This is a genomic window from Nocardia sp. X0981, assembly GCF_977089955.1.
The window spans coordinates 305,293-325,296 of the sequence record NZ_OZ372435.1 but is presented as its reverse complement, the minus strand read 5'-3'; the positions used below and the strand labels follow the sequence as shown (position 1 = coordinate 325,296).

At 67.7% G+C, this 20,004-nt stretch carries 23 protein-coding genes and 1 pseudogene; 11 read left to right on the top strand and 13 right to left on the bottom strand.

The annotated features are described in order from the left end of the window. Nucleotides 1–59 precede the first annotated feature (59 nt). Nucleotides 60–1,274 (bottom strand): glucose-1-phosphate adenylyltransferase, encoded by a 1,215-nt coding sequence (glgC, locus tag ACYR7D_RS01485; RefSeq protein ID WP_459547838.1) that lies wholly within the window; start codon nt 1,272–1,274, stop codon nt 60–62. Nucleotides 1,275–1,407: 133 nt separating this feature from the next. Here glgC and glgA point away from each other — a divergent pair, with 133 nt between their 5' ends. Next, complete coding sequence (gene glgA / locus ACYR7D_RS01480; RefSeq protein WP_459549962.1) at nt 1,408–2,565, top strand: glycogen synthase; 1,158 nt, start codon at nt 1,408–1,410, stop codon at nt 2,563–2,565. An 8-nt stretch (nt 2,566–2,573) separates the two neighbouring features. On the opposite strand, the gene ACYR7D_RS01475 is transcribed toward glgA, so the two are convergent. The 10 genes from ACYR7D_RS01475 to ACYR7D_RS01430 form a co-directional block, all read right to left on the bottom strand. Continuing rightward, nucleotides 2,574–2,972 carry a group I truncated hemoglobin gene (locus tag ACYR7D_RS01475; protein WP_459547837.1) on the bottom strand — a complete coding sequence of 133 codons (399 nt, stop codon included), beginning with the start codon at nt 2,970–2,972 and terminating at the stop codon, nt 2,574–2,576. Nucleotides 2,973–3,088: 116 nt separating this feature from the next. Next, nucleotides 3,089–3,949: a putative RNA methyltransferase gene (locus tag ACYR7D_RS01470; RefSeq protein WP_459547836.1), complete on the bottom strand. Its 861-nt coding sequence runs from the start codon at nt 3,947–3,949 to the stop codon at nt 3,089–3,091. Next, nucleotides 3,936–4,103 carry a DUF3117 domain-containing protein gene (locus ACYR7D_RS01465; protein ID WP_011211259.1) on the bottom strand — a complete coding sequence of 56 codons (168 nt, stop codon included), beginning with the start codon at nt 4,101–4,103 and terminating at the stop codon, nt 3,936–3,938. The genes ACYR7D_RS01470 and ACYR7D_RS01465 overlap by 14 nt, the downstream gene beginning before the upstream one ends. Nucleotides 4,104–4,260: 157 nt before the next feature. Beyond that, the gene (locus tag ACYR7D_RS01460) at nt 4,261–4,830 is read right to left on the bottom strand and encodes a DNA-3-methyladenine glycosylase I (RefSeq protein WP_459547835.1); all 570 of its coding nucleotides are present in this window, start codon (nt 4,828–4,830) and stop codon (nt 4,261–4,263) included. Then, nucleotides 4,827–5,147 carry a DivIVA domain-containing protein gene (locus ACYR7D_RS01455; RefSeq protein WP_459547834.1) on the bottom strand — a complete coding sequence of 107 codons (321 nt, stop codon included), beginning with the start codon at nt 5,145–5,147 and terminating at the stop codon, nt 4,827–4,829. Before ACYR7D_RS01455 ends, ACYR7D_RS01460 begins: the two co-directional genes overlap by 4 nt. Before the next feature lie 33 nt (nt 5,148–5,180). Further along, a complete protein-coding gene (locus ACYR7D_RS01450; protein WP_459547833.1) occupies nt 5,181–6,317 on the bottom strand; it encodes an Mrp/NBP35 family ATP-binding protein in 1,137 nt (378 codons plus the stop codon). Between the two features lie 19 nt (nt 6,318–6,336). Then, the gene (locus tag ACYR7D_RS01445; protein WP_459547832.1) at nt 6,337–7,188 is read right to left on the bottom strand and encodes a lytic transglycosylase domain-containing protein; all 852 of its coding nucleotides are present in this window, start codon (nt 7,186–7,188) and stop codon (nt 6,337–6,339) included. A 302-nt stretch (nt 7,189–7,490) separates the two neighbouring features. Beyond that, on the bottom strand, nt 7,491–8,834 hold the full coding sequence (locus ACYR7D_RS01440) for a lytic transglycosylase domain-containing protein (protein ID WP_459547831.1): 1,344 nt from the start codon (nt 8,832–8,834) through the stop codon (nt 7,491–7,493). A 144-nt stretch (nt 8,835–8,978) separates the two neighbouring features. Next, a complete protein-coding gene (locus ACYR7D_RS01435) occupies nt 8,979–9,590 on the bottom strand; it encodes a DUF1003 domain-containing protein (protein ID WP_459547830.1) in 612 nt (203 codons plus the stop codon). After that, on the bottom strand, nt 9,587–10,867 hold the full coding sequence (locus ACYR7D_RS01430) for a magnesium transporter MgtE N-terminal domain-containing protein (protein WP_459547829.1): 1,281 nt from the start codon (nt 10,865–10,867) through the stop codon (nt 9,587–9,589). Before ACYR7D_RS01430 ends, ACYR7D_RS01435 begins: the two co-directional genes overlap by 4 nt. A 53-nt stretch (nt 10,868–10,920) precedes the next feature. Here ACYR7D_RS01430 and ACYR7D_RS01425 point away from each other — a divergent pair, with 53 nt between their 5' ends. After that, entirely contained in the window at nt 10,921–11,865 is a 945-nt protein-coding gene (locus tag ACYR7D_RS01425; protein WP_459547828.1) for an HpcH/HpaI aldolase/citrate lyase family protein, read from the top strand. Nucleotides 11,866–11,918: 53 nt separating this feature from the next. Here ACYR7D_RS01425 and ACYR7D_RS01420 read toward each other — a convergent pair whose 3' ends face one another. After that, the gene (locus tag ACYR7D_RS01420) at nt 11,919–12,389 is read right to left on the bottom strand and encodes a MarR family winged helix-turn-helix transcriptional regulator (protein ID WP_459547827.1); all 471 of its coding nucleotides are present in this window, start codon (nt 12,387–12,389) and stop codon (nt 11,919–11,921) included. On the opposite strand from ACYR7D_RS01420, the pseudogene ACYR7D_RS01415 reads away from it, so the two are divergent. The 9 genes and pseudogenes from ACYR7D_RS01415 (at nt 12,312) to ACYR7D_RS01375 (ending at nt 19,616) form a co-directional block, all read left to right on the top strand. After that, nucleotides 12,312–12,972: pseudogene (locus tag ACYR7D_RS01415) on the top strand (NADPH-dependent FMN reductase). The gene ACYR7D_RS01420 and the pseudogene ACYR7D_RS01415 sit on opposite strands and share 78 nt — an antisense overlap. 2 nt (nt 12,973–12,974) lie before the next feature. Further along, nucleotides 12,975–13,460 (top strand): YybH family protein, encoded by a 486-nt coding sequence (locus ACYR7D_RS01410; RefSeq protein WP_459547826.1) that lies wholly within the window; start codon nt 12,975–12,977, stop codon nt 13,458–13,460. Between the two features lie 4 nt (nt 13,461–13,464). Beyond that, a complete protein-coding gene (locus tag ACYR7D_RS01405; RefSeq protein WP_459547825.1) occupies nt 13,465–13,956 on the top strand; it encodes a YflT domain-containing protein in 492 nt (163 codons plus the stop codon). Between the two features lie 3 nt (nt 13,957–13,959). Next, nucleotides 13,960–14,541 (top strand): suppressor of fused domain protein, encoded by a 582-nt coding sequence (locus tag ACYR7D_RS01400; protein ID WP_459547824.1) that lies wholly within the window; start codon nt 13,960–13,962, stop codon nt 14,539–14,541. 251 nt (nt 14,542–14,792) lie between these two features. Continuing rightward, on the top strand, nt 14,793–15,647 hold the full coding sequence (locus ACYR7D_RS01395) for a PHP domain-containing protein (RefSeq protein WP_459549961.1): 855 nt from the start codon (nt 14,793–14,795) through the stop codon (nt 15,645–15,647). After that, nucleotides 15,644–15,910: a hypothetical protein gene (locus ACYR7D_RS01390; RefSeq protein ID WP_459547823.1), complete on the top strand. Its 267-nt coding sequence runs from the start codon at nt 15,644–15,646 to the stop codon at nt 15,908–15,910. Before ACYR7D_RS01395 ends, ACYR7D_RS01390 begins: the two co-directional genes overlap by 4 nt. A 505-nt stretch (nt 15,911–16,415) precedes the next feature. Beyond that, entirely contained in the window at nt 16,416–17,621 is a 1,206-nt protein-coding gene (locus ACYR7D_RS01385; protein ID WP_459549960.1) for an NAD(P)-dependent malic enzyme, read from the top strand. Between the two features lie 395 nt (nt 17,622–18,016). Next, nucleotides 18,017–18,589, top strand: coding sequence for a tyrosine-type recombinase/integrase (locus ACYR7D_RS01380; protein ID WP_459547822.1), 573 nt, complete (start codon nt 18,017–18,019; stop codon nt 18,587–18,589). 463 nt (nt 18,590–19,052) lie between these two features. Continuing rightward, a complete protein-coding gene (locus ACYR7D_RS01375; protein ID WP_459547821.1) occupies nt 19,053–19,616 on the top strand; it encodes a hypothetical protein in 564 nt (187 codons plus the stop codon). A gap of 47 nt (nt 19,617–19,663) precedes the next feature. On the opposite strand, the gene ACYR7D_RS01370 is transcribed toward ACYR7D_RS01375, so the two are convergent. Further along, a complete protein-coding gene (locus tag ACYR7D_RS01370) occupies nt 19,664–19,990 on the bottom strand; it encodes a Tn3 family transposase (RefSeq protein ID WP_459547820.1) in 327 nt (108 codons plus the stop codon). Between the last annotated feature and the right edge of the window lie 14 nt (nt 19,991–20,004).

The following is a 20,004-nucleotide window of genomic DNA, read 5'->3' as shown; positions in this document are numbered from 1 at the left end:
CTGACCGGCCGTGCAGGGAGGCGTCCCCGTCCCGGCGGGGGCACGTTCGCGACCCCGACTCAGACCCAGGTTCCCTTGCCCACCGTGACCACGCCGCCGTTGCTGATGGCGAACCGGCCGCGATCGCGTTCCAGATCTACTCCGATGATCTCGCCTTCCGAAACCATGACGTTCTTGTCCAGGATCGCGCGCCGTACCACCGCCCCCCGGCCGATCCGCACGCCGGGCATGAGCACGCTGCCCTCCACGGTCGCGCCGTCGTCCACCACGACATTGGCGCTGAGCACCGAACTGCGCACCGTCGCCGCGGAGAGGATGCTGCCCGCACCGACGATCGATTCCTGGGCCAGTCCGCCGCGCGCGAATTTCGCCGGTGGCAGATTCTCGGCCGCTCCGCGAATGGGCCAGTGACGGTTGTAGAGGTTGAAAACCGGATGCACCGACACCAGGTCCATATGTGCCTCGTAGAAGGCATCGATGGTGCCGACATCACGCCAGTAGCCCCGGTCGCGGTCGGTGGCGCCCGGGACCTCGTTGTCGGCGAAATCGTAGACGGCGGCCTGGCCCGCGGCGACCAGGTTCGGAATGATGTCGCCGCCCATATCGTGGTCGGAATCGGAATTCTCCGCATCCGCCCGGATCGAATCCACCAGAACCTTGGTGGTGAACACGTAGTTGCCCATCGAGGCGAAGGTGGAGTTCGGATCGTCGGGAATGCCGGGCGGATGCGCGGGCTTCTCCAGGAAGCCGATGATACGTCCGGATTCGTCGGAATCGATACAGCCGAAAGCGCCCGCCTCGCTGCGTGGGACCCGGATACCGGCCACCGTGACACCGGCCCCGGAATCGATATGGTGGGCCACCATCTGCTCCGGATCCATCCGGTACACGTGATCGGCACCGAACACCACGATGTAATCGGGATCCTCGTCGTAGATGAGGTTCAGCGACTGCATGATGGCGTCGGCGCTGCCGGTGTACCAGCGAGGCCCGAGCCGCTGCTGGGCCGGGACCGGGGTGATGTATTCCCCGGCGAATCCGGAAAGGCGCCAGGTCTGCGAAATATGCCGATCCAGGGAATGGGATTTGTACTGGGTCAGGACGCACAGCCGGAGGAAACCGGCATTGACGAGATTGCTCAATACGAAGTCGATGAGGCGGTAGGCCCCGCCGAACGGGACGGCCGGCTTGGCGCGGTCGGCGGTCAGGGGAAAGAGTCGCTTGCCCTCGCCACCGGCGAGCACGATTCCTAGGACGTGCGGCTGGCTCCTCACAACGCCAAACCTACCCAACGAGGTGGTCGGCGGGCGTCGACCGCTCGGCGACTACCGTGAATCCGTGAGTTTCGGTTCCAGCGGTGCGGGCGGTGCGGCCGAGGGTTTCGTGGGCGATCCGCTCGAGGTGGCCATGCTGACCCGGGAATATCCGCCCGAAGTGTACGGCGGTGCGGGTGTGCACGTAACGGAACTGGTGGCCCGGCTGCGCCGGATGAGCACGGTGACCGTGCACTGTATGGGCGCGCCGCGGACCGGCGCCCGGGTCCACGACGCCGATCCGGAACTGGTCGCCGCCAACCCCGCTCTCCGGATGATGTCCGCGCAGCTACGGATGGCCGACGCCGTGGGGCCGGTGGATGTGGTCCATTCCCACACCTGGTACTCCGGGCTGGCCGGGCATCTGGCCGCGACCCTCCACGGCATCCCACACGTGGTCACCACCCACTCCCTGGAACCGCGCCGGCCGTGGAAGGCCGAACAACTCGGCGGTGGATACCGGCTGTCGTCCTGGTCGGAGCGCAACGCGCTCGAACACGCCGCCGCGGTGATCGCGGTGAGCGACTGGATGCGCCGCGATGTCCTGGACGCCTACCCGGAGCTGGACCCGGCCCGGGTGCACGTGGTGCGCAACGGGATCGATTCCGAGGTCTGGCATCCCGGGCCCCCGCGGTCCGGGAGCCGCCGGATCCTCGACGAGCTGGGAGTGCGACCCGACCGTCCGCTGGCGGTTTTCGTGGGCCGGATCACCCGGCAGAAAGGGGTGGGGCACCTGCTGGCCGCCGCGCGGGATATCGACCCGGAGATCCAGCTGGTGCTGTGCGCGGGGGCCCCGGATACCGAGCAGCTGGAAGCGGAGGTCGCGACCGCCGTCGCCGGGTTGCGCCGCCGGCGCGACAATGTCTTCTGGGTGCGGGAGATGCTGCCCACCGAGCAGATCCGGCAGCTGCTGGCGGCCGCTACCGTTTTCGTCTGTCCCTCGGTCTACGAACCGCTCGGGATCGTGAACCTCGAGGCCATGGCGTGTTCCACCGCGGTCGTCGCCTCGGATGTCGGCGGGATACCCGAGGTGGTCGCCGACGGCAGCACCGGATGCCTGGTGCATTTCGACGCGGACGAAACCGCCGCCTACGAGCACGGCCTCGCCGCCGCCGTCAACGAACTGGCCGGGGACCCGGTTCGCGCGGCCGAGCTCGGCGCGGCGGGGCGGCGCCGAGCCCGGGACGAATTCGACTGGTATCGGATCGCCGAGCAGACCCTGCGGATCTATCACACGGTGCGCAAATCCTGACGCCGGGCTCAGGCGGAGGCCGCGCCGGAGGTGATGTCGTCGGCCAGCGGCGCTACGGCGCCGATGATCTCGGCCACGGTGGCATCGTCGACCCCGGCCGCGGTGAGCGATTCCGTCAGATGGCCGGCCACGAGTCCGAAATGGTGCGTGGTGATACCGCGACCCTGATGGACCTGCTTCATGGGTGCGCCGGTATAGGGGTCGGGTCCGCCCAGGGCGGCCGCGAAGAACTCGACCTGTTTACCCCGGAGCCGGGACATATTGGTCCCGCTGAAGAAACCGGCGAGTTCCTCGTCGGCGAGGACTCGGGTGTAGAAATCGGCCACGACCGCTTCGAGCGCCTCGTATCCGCCGATCCGGTCGAAGATGGTGGTGGTTTTCCGCTTGCCGAACACTGGTATCCGCATGGATCAAGGACACCAGGACGGTGTTACCCCGCGATCAGAGCGATGTCGCGAACCGATTGCCTTCTGTGCCAGTGCGATTGCTTCGATCTCACCGGAGGGGACGGTCCGCGGTGAGGTCAGCCGGCGGGTGCGTAGACGCCCACGGTGACCGAAGCGGTCACCGTGAAGGGTTCCGGGAGTGCGGCGATCCGCGCGGCGGCCGGGCCCGTGTGATGGGCGGACGGTCCCATGGCCACCAGATGGGCGATATCGGCGTGCGGCAGGGCCATCGAGTACTCGACGGTGTCCCGTTCCAGCAAGGTGAACCGGCCGGTCAGCGCATCCGCCAGGCGCCGGTCCTTCGCGGGATCGACAGTGACCATGCCGATCGGTTCGATGAGTTCGCCGAGGTGGGCCGTGGTGGGCGTGACGACGATATAGCGGCCGTCCGGGGCGAGCGCGCGGGCCAGCTCCCCGGGGTTGCGTGGCGCGAAGACGGACAGGGCCGTGCCGAGGGTGTGGTCCCGCACGGGCAGGGCCTGCCAGGCATCGGCCACCACCGCGGCCGCGCGAGGATGAGCACGCGCGCACCGGCGCCCGGCGGCCTTGGCGATATCCAGGGCGATACCCCGGGCCTCCGGTACGGCGTCGAGCACCCGGGCCAGGTAGTAACCGGTGCCCGCACCGATATCCGCGATCACCTCGCCGGGGGGCCGGGTGGCGGCACGAACGACCGCCTCGGCGATCGGGGTGAAATGGCCGGCTGTCTGGAAAGCGGCGCGCGCGTCCAGCATGGCGGGGGTGTCACCGGTCATTTTGGAAGCGGAACCGGTGAGCAGGCTCACATAACCCTGTCGGGCGATATCGAAACTGTGGCCCTGCGCGCAGCGCAGGGCACGATCCCCCGTCACCACACCGCGGCCGCATACGGGGCAACTCAGTACCTCGGCGACCGCGGTGAGCGCCGAGTCCTCGGCAACCGGCCTAGCTGGTGACACTCTTCAGTTCGTCACCCAGTGCCGCGGCTTCGTCCGGTGTGAGCTCTACGACCAGACGCCCGCCACCCTCGAGCGGGACCCGCATGACGATCCCACGGCCTTCCTTGGTTGCCTCGAGGGGACCGTCCCCGGTACGGGGCTTCATGGCCGCCATCCTCTGCTCCCTCCAGATCTGCGCGGTATGCTGCGCACTTGCTCGGATCTCCAGTTGTCGCCAACTGGGCGGCCGTCGGTTGAAGCGACGGACCGCACTCGGTCCATTCTTCCCTATCGCGGGAGATGGCGGACACTCGACGTCCAAATGTGACCGGTCAGCCGACCTCGCCGGGCCGGGTACCGACCCAGCATTCGGCCAGATGGTCGTCCACCATGCCGGTGGCCTGCATCAGCGCGTACGCGGTGGTCGGTCCGACGAAACGGAATCCGCGCCGCTTCAATTCTTTTGCCAGCGCGGTGGATTCGGGCGTGATCGCGGGAATATCGGCGATCGCGCGGGGCCGCGGCCGCGGCGGCGGGGCGAAGGACCACAGCAGTTCGTCCAACTCGATATCGAGTGCGCGGGCGACTTTCGCATTGGCGATACACGCGTCGATCTTCGCCCGATTGCGCACGATGCCCGCATCGGCGAGTAGTCGCTCACGATCGGCGTCACCGAATTCGGCGACCTCGTCGATGACGAAACCGGCGAACGCCGCGCGGAAAGCGGGACGTTTGCGCAGAATGGTGATCCAGGACAAACCGGATTGGAATGCCTCCAGGCACAACCGCTCGAACAGGGCGTCGTTGCCGTGCAGGGGCCGGCCCCACTCCTCGTCGTGATAGGCCCGGTACAGCGGCGATTCTCCCGGCCAGGGGCAGCGGATCAGGGTGTCGGTGGTCACGGCTGCTCCGGGCCGGGGGCATGCGCCGCGCCGACGGTACGGGCCTCGGCGAGCTGCGCCTGGAGTTCGTCGATCCGGGCGGCCAGCCGGGCCAGCGCCCAGTCGACCTCCCCCGCCTTGTACCCGCGCACCACCTGCTGGAAGCGCAGTGCCCGTACATCCGCGCCGGTGATGCCCTCCACCGGCAGGACCGTCGCCGTGGTGCCCTCCGGCAGCGGCCCCAGCTCCTCCGACCGCCCGAACAAGGCGCTGGCCAGAAGGAACAGCACCGTGGCCACCAAACCGACGATCAAGACGTACAGCAGCAGGGTGAGCATGGACCGAGTCTATGTGGGCGCTCCGACAGCGGATCAGAGATGGCGGGTGGTATCGATACCGAGTGACATCCCGGCCAGCCCGCGCCGCCGGACGGCCAGTTTGTCGGCCACGGCCCGCAGCGCCGTCGCGGACGGGCTTTCCGGATCGCGCAGCACGATCGGCGTGCCCTCGTCACCGGCTTCGCGCAGTGCCTGTTCGATCGGGATCTGGCCGAGCAGCGGCACCTCGGCGCCGACGGCGCGGGTCAGCCGCTCGGCCACCGCTTGCCCACCGCCGGATCCGTACAGCTCCATCCGGGTGCCGTCCGGCAGATCCAGCCAGGACATGTTCTCCACCACCCCGGCGATCCGCTGCCGGGTCTGCAGCGCGATGGCGCCCGCGCGTTCGGCGACCTCGGCGGCGGCGATCTGCGGGGTGGTGACCACCAGGATCTCCGCGTTGGGGATGAGCTGGGCGATGGAGATCGCCACATCGCCGGTACCGGGCGGTAGATCCAGCAGCAGGACGTCCAGATCGCCCCAGAACACATCGGCCAGGAATTGCTGCAGGGCCCGGTGCAGCATGGGACCGCGCCAGACCACGGGGGTGTTGCCCTGGGTGAACTGCGCGATCGAGATCATCTTCACGTCGTGGGCGACGGGCGGCATGATCATCCGCTCGACCTGGGTGGGGCGAGCGTCGGTACCGAGCATGCGGGGGATGGAGTGACCGTAGATATCGGCGTCCAGCACACCCACCGACAGGCCGCGTGCGGCGAGAGCGGCGGCCAGGTTGACCGTGACGCTGGATTTGCCCACACCGCCCTTACCGGAGGCCACCGCGTAGACGCGGGTGAGCGAACCGGGCTGGGCGAACGGGATGACGGGTTCGGCGGAATCGCCACGCAGCTGTTTACGCAGTTCGGTGCGCTGTTCGTCACTCATCACATCGAGATCGACCGAGACGGCACCGACACCGGGCACATCCGCGACCGCGGTACTCACCCGCTGGGTGATCTCGGTACGCAACGGGCAGCCGGCCGTGGTCAGATAGACCTCGACGTGCACATCGCCGTCCGGAGCGATCCGGATGCTCTTCACCATGCCCAGTTCGGTGATCGGTTTGCGGATCTCCGGATCGTCGACCTTCGCGAGAGCGCCCCGCACCTCCGCTTCCGTTACCACTGGCATGCTGCCGATGGTAGTGCTGTCAGATCCGGGGGAGTTCCGCGGGCCGTGGTGCGATACCGGAGCGGTACGACTGGGCCCAGGCCATCACGTTCGCGACGTAGGCCATGGAGTTGTTGTAGCGCAGGATCGCCTTGGTCTGCTGGGCGGGATCGTTCATGTCCAGCCCGCCGGAGCACAGGTACTTGCCGGCCGTGAGGGTCGCGTCGTAGTAGTTCTGCGGATCGGAGATGCCGTCGCGGTTGCCGTCGGCCGCGTAGTGGGTCCAGGTCTCGGGCAGGAACTGCATCGGGCCGACCGCGCGGTCGTAGCCGGCGAAACCGTCCAGCGCGCCGCCGTCGGAATCGTGGATGACATTGTTGCCCGCCAGACTGCCGTCCAGGACGGGCCCGAAAACGGGGGCGAGGGCGTTACCGGCGGCGTCGGCCTTGCCGTTGTACATATGTGTGGATTCCACCCGGCCGATACCGGCCAGCATGGTCCACGGCATATTGCACTCGGGGTTCTCCTCGGCCAGGATCTGCTCGGCGTTGATATAGGCGGCTTCGGCGATACCCGGAATTCCGGACGGGGCGACCGGCATATCGTTGCGCGGGCGGTTCGGGTCCAGGGCAATGGTTTTCACCTCGACTCGCGCCTCCGGAGACTGTTTGGCCATGGCGTGCATCGCGGTGTCGTCGACGGCTGCGGCGGCGGCCGCGGCGGGCATGGCGGCCTGCTCGGGTATGTGCATCTGCACCGATGCCGCGGTGGGATCGGTCGCCACGGCGGCCGCGGCATTCGTGGCCACGACACCGGCTGGTACCAGACCGGTCAGCGCGATCACCGAACTGCGGGTGACGGTGGCAGGTTGCTGTTTACGGTGACGCCCCACGTGCTCAAGCCCTTCGTCTCAACCAACAGCCTGCGGTCCGGGCCGGCCGTTGCCGGACCGTGACCTGTGGCCCCGAGACTACCGCATCCGAGACCAGTTCGTTACTACCTCGTGACCATTATTTCGGCGGATAGTGGGAATCCTCGGACCCCCACCGCGCCTTGGGAACTCGGTTCCGCGGTCCACCGGCGCGCCGATATCCGGGACGGCGGGGTCCTTCGCCACGCGGACGAGCCCCGCCCGAAGCCGGGGCTCGAAGCGGCGCGAGCGGGAGCAGTACGCCCGGCGAGGGTCCCGTTCGTTCAGGCGGGCGGCGTGTCGTCCGCGGCCGAGGCCGGCGTGGATGCGGCCGGTGCCGGTGCCTCCGGTGCGGGAGCGCCGGCGGCCGGATCGGCCGGCGGCGCCGGCGGGGCGAGGATGCTCGGCAGCTGGATGACCAGCCCACCCGGCAGGGTGATCGTCGGCGGCGCGGGCGGAGCGGGTTCGGCGGGCGCCGCCCGGGTGTCGGGCTCTTCGGACGGGGCCTCCGGGGCCGGTGGTTCGGTAGCGTCCGGCGCGGGCGGCTGCGCGGTGCCCGGGTCCGCGGGGATCGCCGGGGCCGGGGCGATTTCGGGCAGCGGGTCGCCGGCCTTCGGAGCCCCCGGCGCGGGCGGGCACAGGATGCCACAGGGGATGGGCGGCAGCCCCGGTATCCGGATCATCGGCTCGGGCCGGGGCGTCTGTACGGGGAGATCCGGCGGGGGCGGCGGGACCTCGGAATCGCGCTGGGCGGCCAGCAGATCCGTTGGGCTGGGCGGGAACTCGGTGGGCGCGGTGCCCGGCGGAACGAGATCGGGAGAGGGGAGGACCGGCGCCGCGCGGCCGCCGCTGCGGTAGGCCGCCGACCAGCTCAGCACATTGGCGGCGTAGGACATCGAGTTGTTGTAACGCAGTACCGCGCGCAATTCCTGCTGCGGGTCCCGGAGATCGAGCCCGCCGGAACACAGGTACTTACCCGCGGCCAGCGCCGCGTCGAAGACATTGTGCGGATCGGCGTGTCCGTCCGCGTTGCCGTCCGCGCCGTAGTGCGCCCAGGTGCTCGGCAGGAACTGCATGGGCCCCAGTGCCCGTACGTACCCGCCGTCGGCGCCCCGGATGATCTCGTTACCGGGTAGCGTGCCGTCCAGCGCGGGGCCGAAAATCGGTGGGTCGGTTGTCCCCGCGGCATCGGTACGCCCGTTGCTCGCGTGCCCGGATTCGATCCGGCCGATACCGGCGAGCAGATTCCAGGTGAGTCCGCAGCCGGGTGTCGAGGACTGCATCGCCAGTTCGGCATTCCGGTAGGCGGCGAGCACGATCTCCGGGATCCCCAAGGCGCCGCCACCGGGGGGCAGCAGAATCGTGTGGAGTGGGACCGTGCCCGCGAAAGGGGGGATCCCATCAGCGGGTGCGGGGCTCAGGGCGCGGAGTTTGCGCGGCGTCGTGCGCTCCACGGGCAGCAGGGAAAGTGTCTGGGTCAGCGGGGTGTCCGGGGTGCCGTCTGCCTCCACGACGCGGTCCGCGTCGGTCGCGAGCTGCGATCCGGGTGCTTCCGGTGGGGTCGACGACAAGGGGGTGTGGGCGGCTGAACCGCTGGCTACCAGGCCCGCCATGACCAGAGCCGACATTGCCACAGGGGTAGGTATCCGCATTCGGCTCCACCATTCCTCTATGTCACGGGTGAGCGACCGTCCCGGACATTCCCGCAGGACGCGCTCGGGACAACGTGATCCAGGTTACCTACCGGTCAGGAGCATATTGTGGATTTCCGGTCAATCATCGGCGAGAGGCGGTGAAATCGAGTCCGTGACCGGCTTGGGGCCGGAGGTTTTCTTGCGTTTCGGCTTGGTTGCCTTGTCCGAGCCGCGCACCGGCCCGACCCCCGCCACCGTCTCGATCCGTTCCAGCGCCTCCCGGATCTCGTCCAGTTCCCGGCGCAGATAGTCGCGGGTGGCCACCTCACCCACGGCAAGCCGCAGCGAAGCCAGTTCCCGCGCCAGGAATTCCGTATCGGCCTTCGTCTGCGCGGCGCGCAGCCGGTCCTCCTCCAGTGATACGCGGTCGCGGTTGTCCTGGCGGTTCTGCGCCAGCAGGATCAAGGGGGCGGCATAGGCGGCCTGGGTGGAGAACGCCAGGTTCAACAGGATGAACGGATACGGATCCCAGCGCAGCGTGAATACGAAGACGTTCAGCACGATCCAGACGATCACCACCACCGTCTGCAGCGCCAGATACCTTCCGGTGCCCAGGAATCGGGCGATCCGCTCGCTGCCCCGCGCCAGCGCCTCGGCATCCCAGTCGAAGCGGAAACGCGATTCGACCGGCGTCTCCAACCGTTGCCGGGCCGCGCTCGCCGCGCGGCTCGCGGTGCTCTTCTCCGTCACGGGCGTACACCCTCGTACAGCTGCTCGTCCTCGCGCCAATCGCGCGGCAGCAGGTGATCGAGCACATCGTCCACACTCACCGCGCCCAGCAGGTGATTCTGTTCGTCCACCACCGGCCCGCACACCAGGTTGTAGCTGGCGAAGTAGCGGGTTACCGCGGTGAGCGGCAACTCCGGGCGCAATGCGGCCAGATCGGTGTCCAGGATCCCCCCCACCAGATGCGCGGGTGGTTCGCGCAGCAACTGCTGCAGATGGACACAGCCCAGATATCGACCGGTGGGGGTGGCCGTCGGCGGGCGGACGACGAAAACCATCGAAGCCAGCGCGGGCGTCAGATCGGGATCACGAATCCGGGCCAGTGCCTCGGCGACGGTCGTCGCCGGCGTCAGGATCACCGGCTCGGGAGTCATCAGACCGCCCGCGGTATCCGGGGAATGTTCCAGCAGCCGGCGCACCGGCTCGGACTCCTGCGGATCCATCAGCGTGAGCAGGGATTCGGCTTCGTTCTCCGGCAACCCGCCGAGCAGATCGGCGGCGTCGTCGGGATCCATGGCCTCGAGCACATCGGCCGCACGCGCCATATCGAGCTGGCCCAGCAGTTTCAGCTGGTCGTCCACGGAAAGTTCCTGCACCACATCGGCCAGGCGTTCGTCGTCGAGCGCGCGCGCCACCTCGAGGCGACGTTTGGCCGGCAGTTCGCGCAGCATATGAGCCACATCGGCGGCCCGCAGTCCTTCGAATTGCTCCAGTAGGGCGCTCACATCCTGCCCCGGCCGCCCGATCTCGTACGGGGTGAGGCCGTGGACCCGGCCCCACTCGACCACGTGCACGGTGCGGCGCCGGCCGATCCGGCGGTGCCCGCGCACCGCCACCCGGGTGACCCGCCAGTCCCGGGTCCGGGTCAGCGCGATGCCGAGATCCACCACTAAGACGTCCACCCCCGCCAGGTCCGGCAGTTCCGGATCGTCGACCCGCACGCTCGAGTCCACGATCTGCGCCATGGCCAGCAGTTCCCCGGGACGCTGTGCGAACCGGCGCAGACTGACGTTACCGGTGTTGAGGGTCACCGAACCTGGTTCGATGGCCGTCACCCGCAGCATCGGCACGAAGATCCGCCGCCGGGTCGGTAACTCCACCACCAGGCCGTGGACACGCGGTTCCTGCCGGTCGTACCGGACGGCCACCACCGCGTCGCGTACGCGGCCGATAGACTCACCGTCCGGCCCCAGCACCGCCAGGCCGGTCAGCCTGGCGATATACACCCTGGTAGCTGCCATGGTTGCCAGGCTAGATGTTCCGGGGCCGGACCGGGCCGACCACAGGAGTGTTGATGAAGCCGCGCCGTTCCGTGCTTGCCGTGCCGGGCAGCAACCCGAAGATGATCGCCAAGGCCAAGGGGCTACCGGTCGACGAGGTCTTCCTCGATCTGGAGGATGCGGTGGCTCCCGGCGCCAAGGCCGCCGCTCGCGCCACTATCGTGGCCGCCCTCAACGATTCCGGCTGGGGCGAGCAGTTGCGTGTGGTGCGCGTCAACGACTGGACCACCCAGTGGACCTACGCCGATGTGATCTCGGTGGTCGACGGCGCGGGTACCGCGCTCGACGCAATCCTGCTACCCAAGGTGACCGACGCGGGACAGGTGCGGGCGCTGGACCTGCTGCTCGGTCAGCTGGAGCGGGCGAACGGGCTGGAACCGGGCGGGATCGGGATCGAACCGCAGATCGAGAACGCGCTGGGGTTGCGCAATATCGACGAGATCGCCACCGCCAGCCCCCGGGTGCAGACGCTGGTCTTCGGCCCCGCCGATTTCATGGCCAGTATCAATATGCGCACGCTGGTGGTCGGGGAACAGCCGGAGGGCTACGACACCGGTGACGCCTACCACCACATCTTGATGACCATTCTGCTCACCGCCCGCGCCCACGGTCTGCAAGCGATAGACGGCCCCTATCTCCAGGTCCGCGATCTCGAGGGTTTCCGGCGGGCCGCCGGTCGCACCGCCGCCCTGGGTTTCGACGGCAAATGGGTATTGCATCCGAGCCAGGTCGATGCCGCCAACGAGATCTTCAGCCCTCGGCAATCCGATTACGACCGCGCCGAACTCATTCTCGATGCCTACGCCTATCACACCTCCGAAGCCGGTGGCGCCCGCGGCGCGGTGATGCTGGGCGATGAGATGATCGACGAGGCCAGCGCGAAAATGGCGACCGTGATCGCGGAAAAGGGCCGCGCCGCCAAGATGACCCGGACGAGTAGTTTCACCCCGCCGGCCTAGAGGACGTCTTACTTCGTGCCGTTCACCACGGTCTCTGCGTCGTGGTGGGCGCATCAGTTCAGGTCTGCTGTAGGGAGGCCGATCAGTCTCCGCAGCAGTGCGTTGAGTTGGGCTTGTTCGTGTTCGGTCAGGTTGCGTAGTAGTTCGTCCTGGGCCGCGGTGACGACGGTATCGAGTTCGAGCAGGACCTCGGTGCCTGTCGAGGTGATTTCGACGATATTGCGTCGGCCGTCCGCCGGGTCGGGGATGCGGCGGGTGAGGCCCTCGCGTTCCATGCTGTTGAGCGCCGATACGGCATCGCCGCGATCGATTCCCAGTCTGCGGCACAGCTCGGCCTGACCGAGCGGGCCGTATTCGGTGAGGCCGGCGAGGATGGCGTATCGCATCCGCACGCCCGGGCGGTGGTCTGCCTGCGCGGTGACTTCACGCTTGGCTCGCGCGGCGGCATGGTTCAGCAGCCACGATGTCAATCCCTGCAATCGCGCCGGGGGGTAGGGCGCCGGGTCCGGTGTCGGCTCGTCCACGCAGGAAAGCTAGCACATTCGTTGGAGATCCAACGAGTATTTGTTATCGTTGGAATTCCAACGATAAATCGATATCGTCCCGCGACTCGGAAGGGATATGCCATGACCCGCATAGCCGTAATCATCGGAAGCACCCGGCCGGGCCGGCGAGGGCCGATGGTCGCCGAATGGGTGCACGAGCTGGCGTCTCGGCGGACCGATGCCACTGTCGACCTCCTCGACTTGGCCGACTACGAACTGCCGCTTCTCGATGAGCCGGTACCACGCGATCCCGGGTGCGCTGACGAACGCGATCGACTTCTTGTACGACGAGTGGCGGAACAAATCCGCGGGCTTCGTCGGCTACGGCCTGCTCGGTGCCACCAGGGCCGTCGAGCAGTTGCGATCGGCAATGGCGGAACTGCATATCGCCGATGTACGTGATCAGGTCGCCTTATCGGTGTTCACAGACTTCATCGATGGTGTCGACTTCGCACCAGCGGAGCATCACGAGCCCGTTCTGCAACGCATGCTCGACCAGATCATCGCCTGGGCCGATGCCTTGGCACCGCTGCCCACCCGGAACTCACCACGAATGGAGTGAAGATGTCCGAACGACCCAGTGCGTTCAGCGCTGTGACCGAGGAAACCGATACCGAGCAGTTCCAGGAACTCATCACCGGAATCGTGGAAGGTTTCAACCGCAAAGACGCGGAAGTCCTCGATGCCCGGTTCGCTGCCGACGCGGTTCTCGTCGCCCCCGACGGGCGGATGGTCCGTGGGTGGGAGGACCTGTTCGCGTACCACACAGAACGCCTGGCCGATGCGGTCGTGGACTGGTCGACCGCTATGTCGATTCTCTCCGTGAACAAGCTGGGCTCCGATGTGGCCGTGGTTCACGTCCGGCAGGACACGACGACCTCGGATCGGGCATTCGGTAATCACGGCACGATCGTCATGGTCGAACGGGATGGGAAATGGTGGATCGCCGCGTTCCACAACACCACCGTATCGGTCCGAACCGAGTCCGGCGCGGGCCGGGTGCGGGATCGAGGGGGTTGCGACCCCGTGCCGCCCGAGGCGGCACAATGAATACATGACGAACCCTCTCGGGAACGCGAATCGCGGTAGACAGGGGCTGCCCACCCCCCCTTCGGGGTGGCCGGTCGGTTCGTACCCGACCTATGCCGAGGCGCAGCGTGCGGTGGACTATCTGGCGGACAACCAGTTCCCCGTGCAGAACGTGACCATCGTCGGCGTCGATCTGATGCAGGTCGAGCGGGTGCTCTACCGGTTGAACTGGGGCAAGGTGATCGGTGGGGGTGTGGTGTCGGGGGCCTGGCTCGGTTTGTTCCTGGGGTTGCTGCTGAGCCTGTTCACCACCAATGGAATGGCAGGTCCGCTGGTGGTGGGCCTGGTGGGCGGCATCATCTTCGGGGTGATCTCCACCACGATCCCGTACGCCGCCACCCGTGGCCAACGCGATTTCGCCTCCACAATGCAACTGGTGGCCGGGCGTTACGACGTGTTGTGCGATCCGAAAACGGCCGAACAGGCGCGCGATATGCTCGCCCGGCTGGCCATCTAGCGGATGAACGTCGTCGAACGCGTGCGAGCGGGGGTGACCCGGTTCTTCGGAGTGGATCCCGTGGCGGTGGATACGGCGTCGGTGACCTTCCTCGGCTTGGAGCCCATCGAGATCCTGCGTATCCCGGGGGACGGTGTGGTCCACTACGCGACCGTCGGGGGTTCCCGGCATCCGATGGGTGATCCGGCCGCGCTGCACAGTGATCCGGTGCGGGGCCCGCGGGCGGAGCTGGTGCTCTCCTTGCGCGCCGGGGGCGGTGCCGGGGCCGGGGTGGCTCGTTCGCTGGGCGTGCTGGCCGCGTCGCCGGCGGTCGAAGGTGTTGTGCTGCAGGCGGACGCGCTGCTGGATCTGGGCGAGCCGCTCTGGCAGGGCGCGCCGTTCACCGCGGTGCTGCTGGGTTCCGCCGATATTCCGGAGATCGAATTAGCCGAGCCCGCCGAGCCGGTGCGGTATTTCACCGTGGCCCCGGTGACGGCCACGGAGGCGGCCTGGGTGCGGGTACGCGGGGCGCAGGCGTTGCGCGAGGCCTGGGCCGAGGCGGGGATCGACGTCATGGATCCCGGCCGCGGCGCGGCCTCGCTGTAGTTCGGGGCCGGTCGTTGCGGTGGGACAACACCAGCGGATCCACCGCCCTGCGCGATTCCCCCCTCACGTCCGCATTGATGGACGGCTTCGACGATTTCGCTGATGCTGTGCGGTTCGTGTTCCCGGTAGGTGACCGTGCGCATCACCATCACCGGGGTGGCGTCGTAGCGCCCCGGCTTCGGCCGCTGGTCGTCGCGTACTTCCGGCCCACCCCGGTGGCGTCCGGCCTGCGCACTGACAGACTGGACAGTGTGCGCATCGACCTGCATACCCATTCCACCGCTTCCGACGGCACCGATACCCCGGCCGAATTGGTGCGTAAGGCGGCCGCGGCCGGACTGGATGTGGTCGCGATCACCGATCACGACACCACCGCCGGCTGGGCCGAAGCCGCCGCGGCCCGACCCGCCGAGCTGACCCTCGTGCGCGGGATGGAGATGTCGTGCACCGGTCGCGGTGTCGACGGGAGGCCGGTCTCGGTGCACCTGCTGGCCTATCTGTTCGACCCGGCCGACACCGGTTTCGCCGCCGAACGCGAGCGATTGCGCGCCGAACGGGTGCAGCGATTACGGGCCATGGCGGTCCGGATGGCCGCCGACGGTCTACCGGTGGATCCGGACGCCGTACTCGCCGCCGCCGGGCCCGCCGCGGGCCGGCCGCATCTGGCGCGTGCGCTGGTGCAGGCCGGTGTGGTGCCGACCGTGGACGCCGCCTTCGCCGATCTCCTCTCCGCCCACGGCCGCTACTACGTGGAAAAAGCCGATACACCGCTGCGCCGGGCCGTGGAAATGATCGCCGCCGCGGGCGGGGTGAGTGTTCTCGCGCACGGGCGGGCGCGCAGCCGCGGCAGGCTACTGGACCTGGCGGTGATCCCGGACCTGGTGCCGCTGGGGCTCGGCGGATTGGAGGTCGATCACCCGGACCACAGCGCGGCCGACCGCGCGGTGCTGCGCGACCTCGCCACGGAATACGGCCTGCTGGCGACCGGATCCTCGGACTACCACGGCGCCAACAAAACCATCGCCGCGGGCGCGTGCACCACCGACCCGGCGCAGTTCGAGAAGCTGGCCGGCCGGGCCACCGGTGTACCGGTACTCGCGTCATGAGGCTGGTGCGCGGGATCAGTGGTACCGCCGCGGCCGGGCTCGTGCTGCTGGCGCTGGTGGTGGTGGGCGCGGCGGTGATCGGCGACCGGCGCGGTTTCCCGGGACCGGGCGCCGAATCGGTGGCCTGGCATATCGCCGTCGCGGCGACAGCCGTTGTGGCGCAGGTATATTCGGATCGCAGGCGCGGCGGTAGGTCGCTCGCGGTGGCGGTGGTGGTGCTCGGCGCCGGCGCGACCCTGCTCTGGACCCAGTGGTGGTGCTGACCGGGCCGCGAGTTTTCACACCGGCGGATCGTGCCGCGGAGCTCTCTCACCCCGCGTGCCGGCCGGGCGCGAGTTTCCGCTTACGGGAAGGTAATGCTCACCGCCTACGCTGAGCCGGTGGTGTCCGATATGCGCAAGACACGACCCGGTTTGGCTTACGAGCAGGGACCTGGCACAATGTTGCGGATTCCCGATCGTTGCCACCGCCGGGTCGGGGATATTCGGCGCCCACCGCCATACGACGCACCGTCGCGGCCGGAGTCGGGCGCCTGTCGAGTTCTGCCGGACCAACCCGTCCGGGTTCCATCCGGATCATCGCTACCCGAATCGGTGCCGTCGACCATCGCCCGTACCCGGTGCCCCCGGGCGCTCCGGATGCCGACGCGGCCGGGAAACGTCCTGGTCGCGCCACCGATGAACGATATGACGCAGATAACACCAAATACCCGGCGGTAACCGTCCACCGGTTACGACCGCAACCAGTAGGAGTGAAATCGTGTCCTCTGTGACTGACGCACCGAATGCCACCGCCAGCAAGGATGAGGCCGAGGACCTCTCGGCGATCACTCACGAGGAGATCTTCGCGGGTCACCTAGGCGGCAAGCTCTCGGTAGAGCTCAGCGCGCCGCTGGAGACCCAGCGTGACCTTTCGATCGCCTACACTCCCGGCGTGGCGCAGGTGAGCCGCGCCATCGCCGACGACGAAAAACTCGCCAAGCGCTACACCTGGACCGACCGCCTGGTCGTGGTGGTCAGCGACGGCTCCGCGGTGCTCGGCCTCGGCGATATCGGTCCTCGCGCCTCCCTGCCGGTCATGGAGGGCAAATCGGCTCTTTTCAAGAAATTCGCCGGACTGGACTCCATCCCGCTCGTGCTGGACACCAAGGATGTCGACGAGATCGTCGAAACGCTGGTCCGGCTGCGGCCCAGCTTCGGTGCGGTGAACCTGGAGGACATCTCCGCCCCCCGCTGCTTCGAGATCGAGAAGCGGGTCGTGGAAGCCCTGGACTGCCCGGTGATGCACGATGATCAGCACGGCACCGCCATCGTGGTGCTGGCCGCGCTCAACGGCGCCGCTCGTGTGCAGGGCCGGGCCACCTCGGGCCTGAAGGTCGTCGTCTCCGGCGCCGGTGCCGCCGGTGTCGCCTGCACGAACATCCTGCTCGCCGCCGGTGTCGCCGATGTGACCGTGCTGGACTCCAAAGGTATCGTCAGCCGCGATCGCACCGATCTGAACCCGGTGAAGACCGAACTGGCCCAGCGCACCAACCCGCGCGGCCTCACCGGCTCCGCCGCCGACGCCCTCGCCGGCGCCGATGTCTTCCTGGGTCTGTCCGCGGGCACCGTCGCCGAAGAGCTCATCGCCTCGATGGCACCGGAAGCGATCGTGTTCGCCATGTCCAACCCCGATCCGGAAATCCACCCGGACGTGGCCCGCAAATACGCCGCGATCGTCGCCACCGGGCGCAGTGACTTCCCGAACCAGATCAACAATGTGCTGGCCTTCCCCGGTGTGTTCAAGGGTGCCCTCGACGCGGGCGCCCGGCGGATCACCGAAGGTATGAAGATCGCCGCCGCCGACGCGATCCTCAGCGTGGTCGCCGACGAACTCCACGCCGACAAGATCGTGCCGAGCCCGCTGGATCCCCGGGTCGCCCCGGCGGTCGCCGAAGCGGTCGCCGCTACCGCCCGCGCGGAAGGCGTCGCCTGATAGAACGTTCCGCCTTACCCGGGCGGTAACCGCAACTACAGCCTCCGGCCACACCAAGGCCGGGGGCTGTAGTTTTCGGCGGCGCCTGCGGCCCGCGGGCTCACCCTTTGCGGGCCTCGCAAGCCTCGGCGCTGTGTGGTTACGCCGGGATGCGGACCACCTGTTCCCGAGACCGGAGCTCCCGGGTAAAAGACCGTAGGGTGGGGCCGAGTAATAAATCCGCCCGATCAGGCGCTGAGGAGTTACCGCAGATAGCCGCATACTATATGCGGTAACTCGGGGTCGTCCTGGCTCGATGCACCGCTCGAGCGGGGCGACTCGGGAACCTATGTGCGGTAGTACTGGGAGGCGGCAGATTGGGGCGGGTTCGACGGCTGCCGATGCAGGCGAGTGGTGTGCGGCCGGCGGATGCGGCGCGGACCTACTCGGCGACGATCACGGTGCGTAACACGCGTGCGACGTACGCGGCGGCGTTGGACCGCCTCGTCACCGACTTCGGGACGGATACCGATGTGGCGCTGCTTGTTCGGTATCCGGATCGGGTCAGTGGTGGGTTCACGTTCGTGTGGGGCGGGAAATCGGCGAAGACGTTCAACATCCGGTTGGCGGCGCTGGCGTCGGCGTGCGGGTATCGGCGGGCGCAGGGCTGGTTGGTCGGTGATCAGTCAGTGTGGTTGCGGGCGCGGCCCGCGCGGCCGGATGCCAGTAAGGCGTCGAGCAGGGACCTGGTTGGGCAGATCCTGGGAACGGATGCCCGCTACGACGGTGGACCGTACACGCTGCACCGACTGCGGCATTCGCTTTTGACGCACGCCGCGGAGGAGGGTGCGTCGACGCCCGTGTCGATGAAGCTGTCGGGACATACCTCGGTGCGCAGCCTTGCCGAATACGCGCGGGTGCCCGACGAGGGACTGCGCCGTTATCGAGCGAACAGCGACCCCGCCGTGCGCCGGTTGCGGCGGCAGTGATCCAGGAGAGGAGATCCCCGCTCGAACTTCGGCTGTGCGCCGACCGGGGCTGTCTGCGGTGAAGGGTTCCTATTCTGATGAACTGAAGGTGCTGTTGAGGCGGTTGCGGGATGACTTGGACGAACTGCTCAGTCGCCGGGTTGGCACTCATCTGCCCGCTGGGTACAAGGGCGACGCTGCTGGGCTCCGCACCGCGATGCGCAGGTCCGAAGGCGCCGCTGAGCATGGTGGGAAGCAGATCGCGGCGAGCGCGCGTGAGGTGGAACGGTCATCACGCCCCGGCGAAGACAGGCACGATGGTCGATATTCTCCCGAGCGGTCGAGCAGATCGTCCGGACACCACACCGGCAACGTCGAGAGCATCGAGAGCGGAGTAGGTTTCGGATCCCGGCCACATCCACTTCGTGGACTGTGGTTGGAAAGAAAGGTACCGGCAGACTCGCTCGACCCTTTCACATCAATCATGGACCTGCCCCATAATGAAGCGGCCGAGATCGCGCACAAGATGGGAAAGAGGATTGAAGGCGCTGATTACGTGGACACCCGCAAGCAAGCCGAAGCCTGGCTGCGATCACACGCCGCGGAGAAAGGAAATCCGACCGCCGACAGCCCACTTTACTTCAAGCTTGTGAGCGAGCAAGGCACATATTCGCCCCCCGAAGGATCTGTCGTAATTCGAATTCCCGCCGACTCGATCCCTGCCGAGCGCCTGACGTTCACGGTCGAGGACAGCTTCTTCAACTACCAGATAGTGGCGGGAACGCCTGCCTCCAATACTCCTGAGGGGCTCGTACCGCGCGTCATCCATGGTGTGGATGCGGACACTTCGATCGACTTCGACGGAGAACACCGAAATTACCTCGACGCAGTTCACAATGGGCGATACATCGAAGCACAAGTGTGGTCGCGCGATGAGCCGATCCTGACGGAGGCGCGAATGCAGTTTCGGGAAGGAATACCCGCGGATCGAACGATAACCGTGGAATCCGCGCCGCAGGGTGGGACGTTATCGGATGACAGCGTATAGCAGACCGCAACAGAAACCGGTATCGAGCGCGTCCTCGAAGTCGACGATTACGGCTTGGATTTTGCCTTCCCGCCGATACGGTTCGTCATCGACCAGACGCAGGATGTGCAGGGTTGCGAAGATCCGCCCATAGTGCGCGCGATGGCCAATCCCAACGGGGTTGGGTTCCCGTCTCGGGAAATCATGCGGGTGACGTCGTGCGCGGAGACCTCACATGTGTGAATCGACACCGCGACCCGGCACATGTCCTCCCGGTGGAGGGCGATCTCTTGGGTGTCGATGCGTCCCCGCGCGACCTGACCGAGCGGGCCGTAGTCCACGCCCGGGTTGCTCGCTGCGCGACGATCCGGCAATAAGATCAGCTCGGGGATCATGTGGTTCGGTAGGA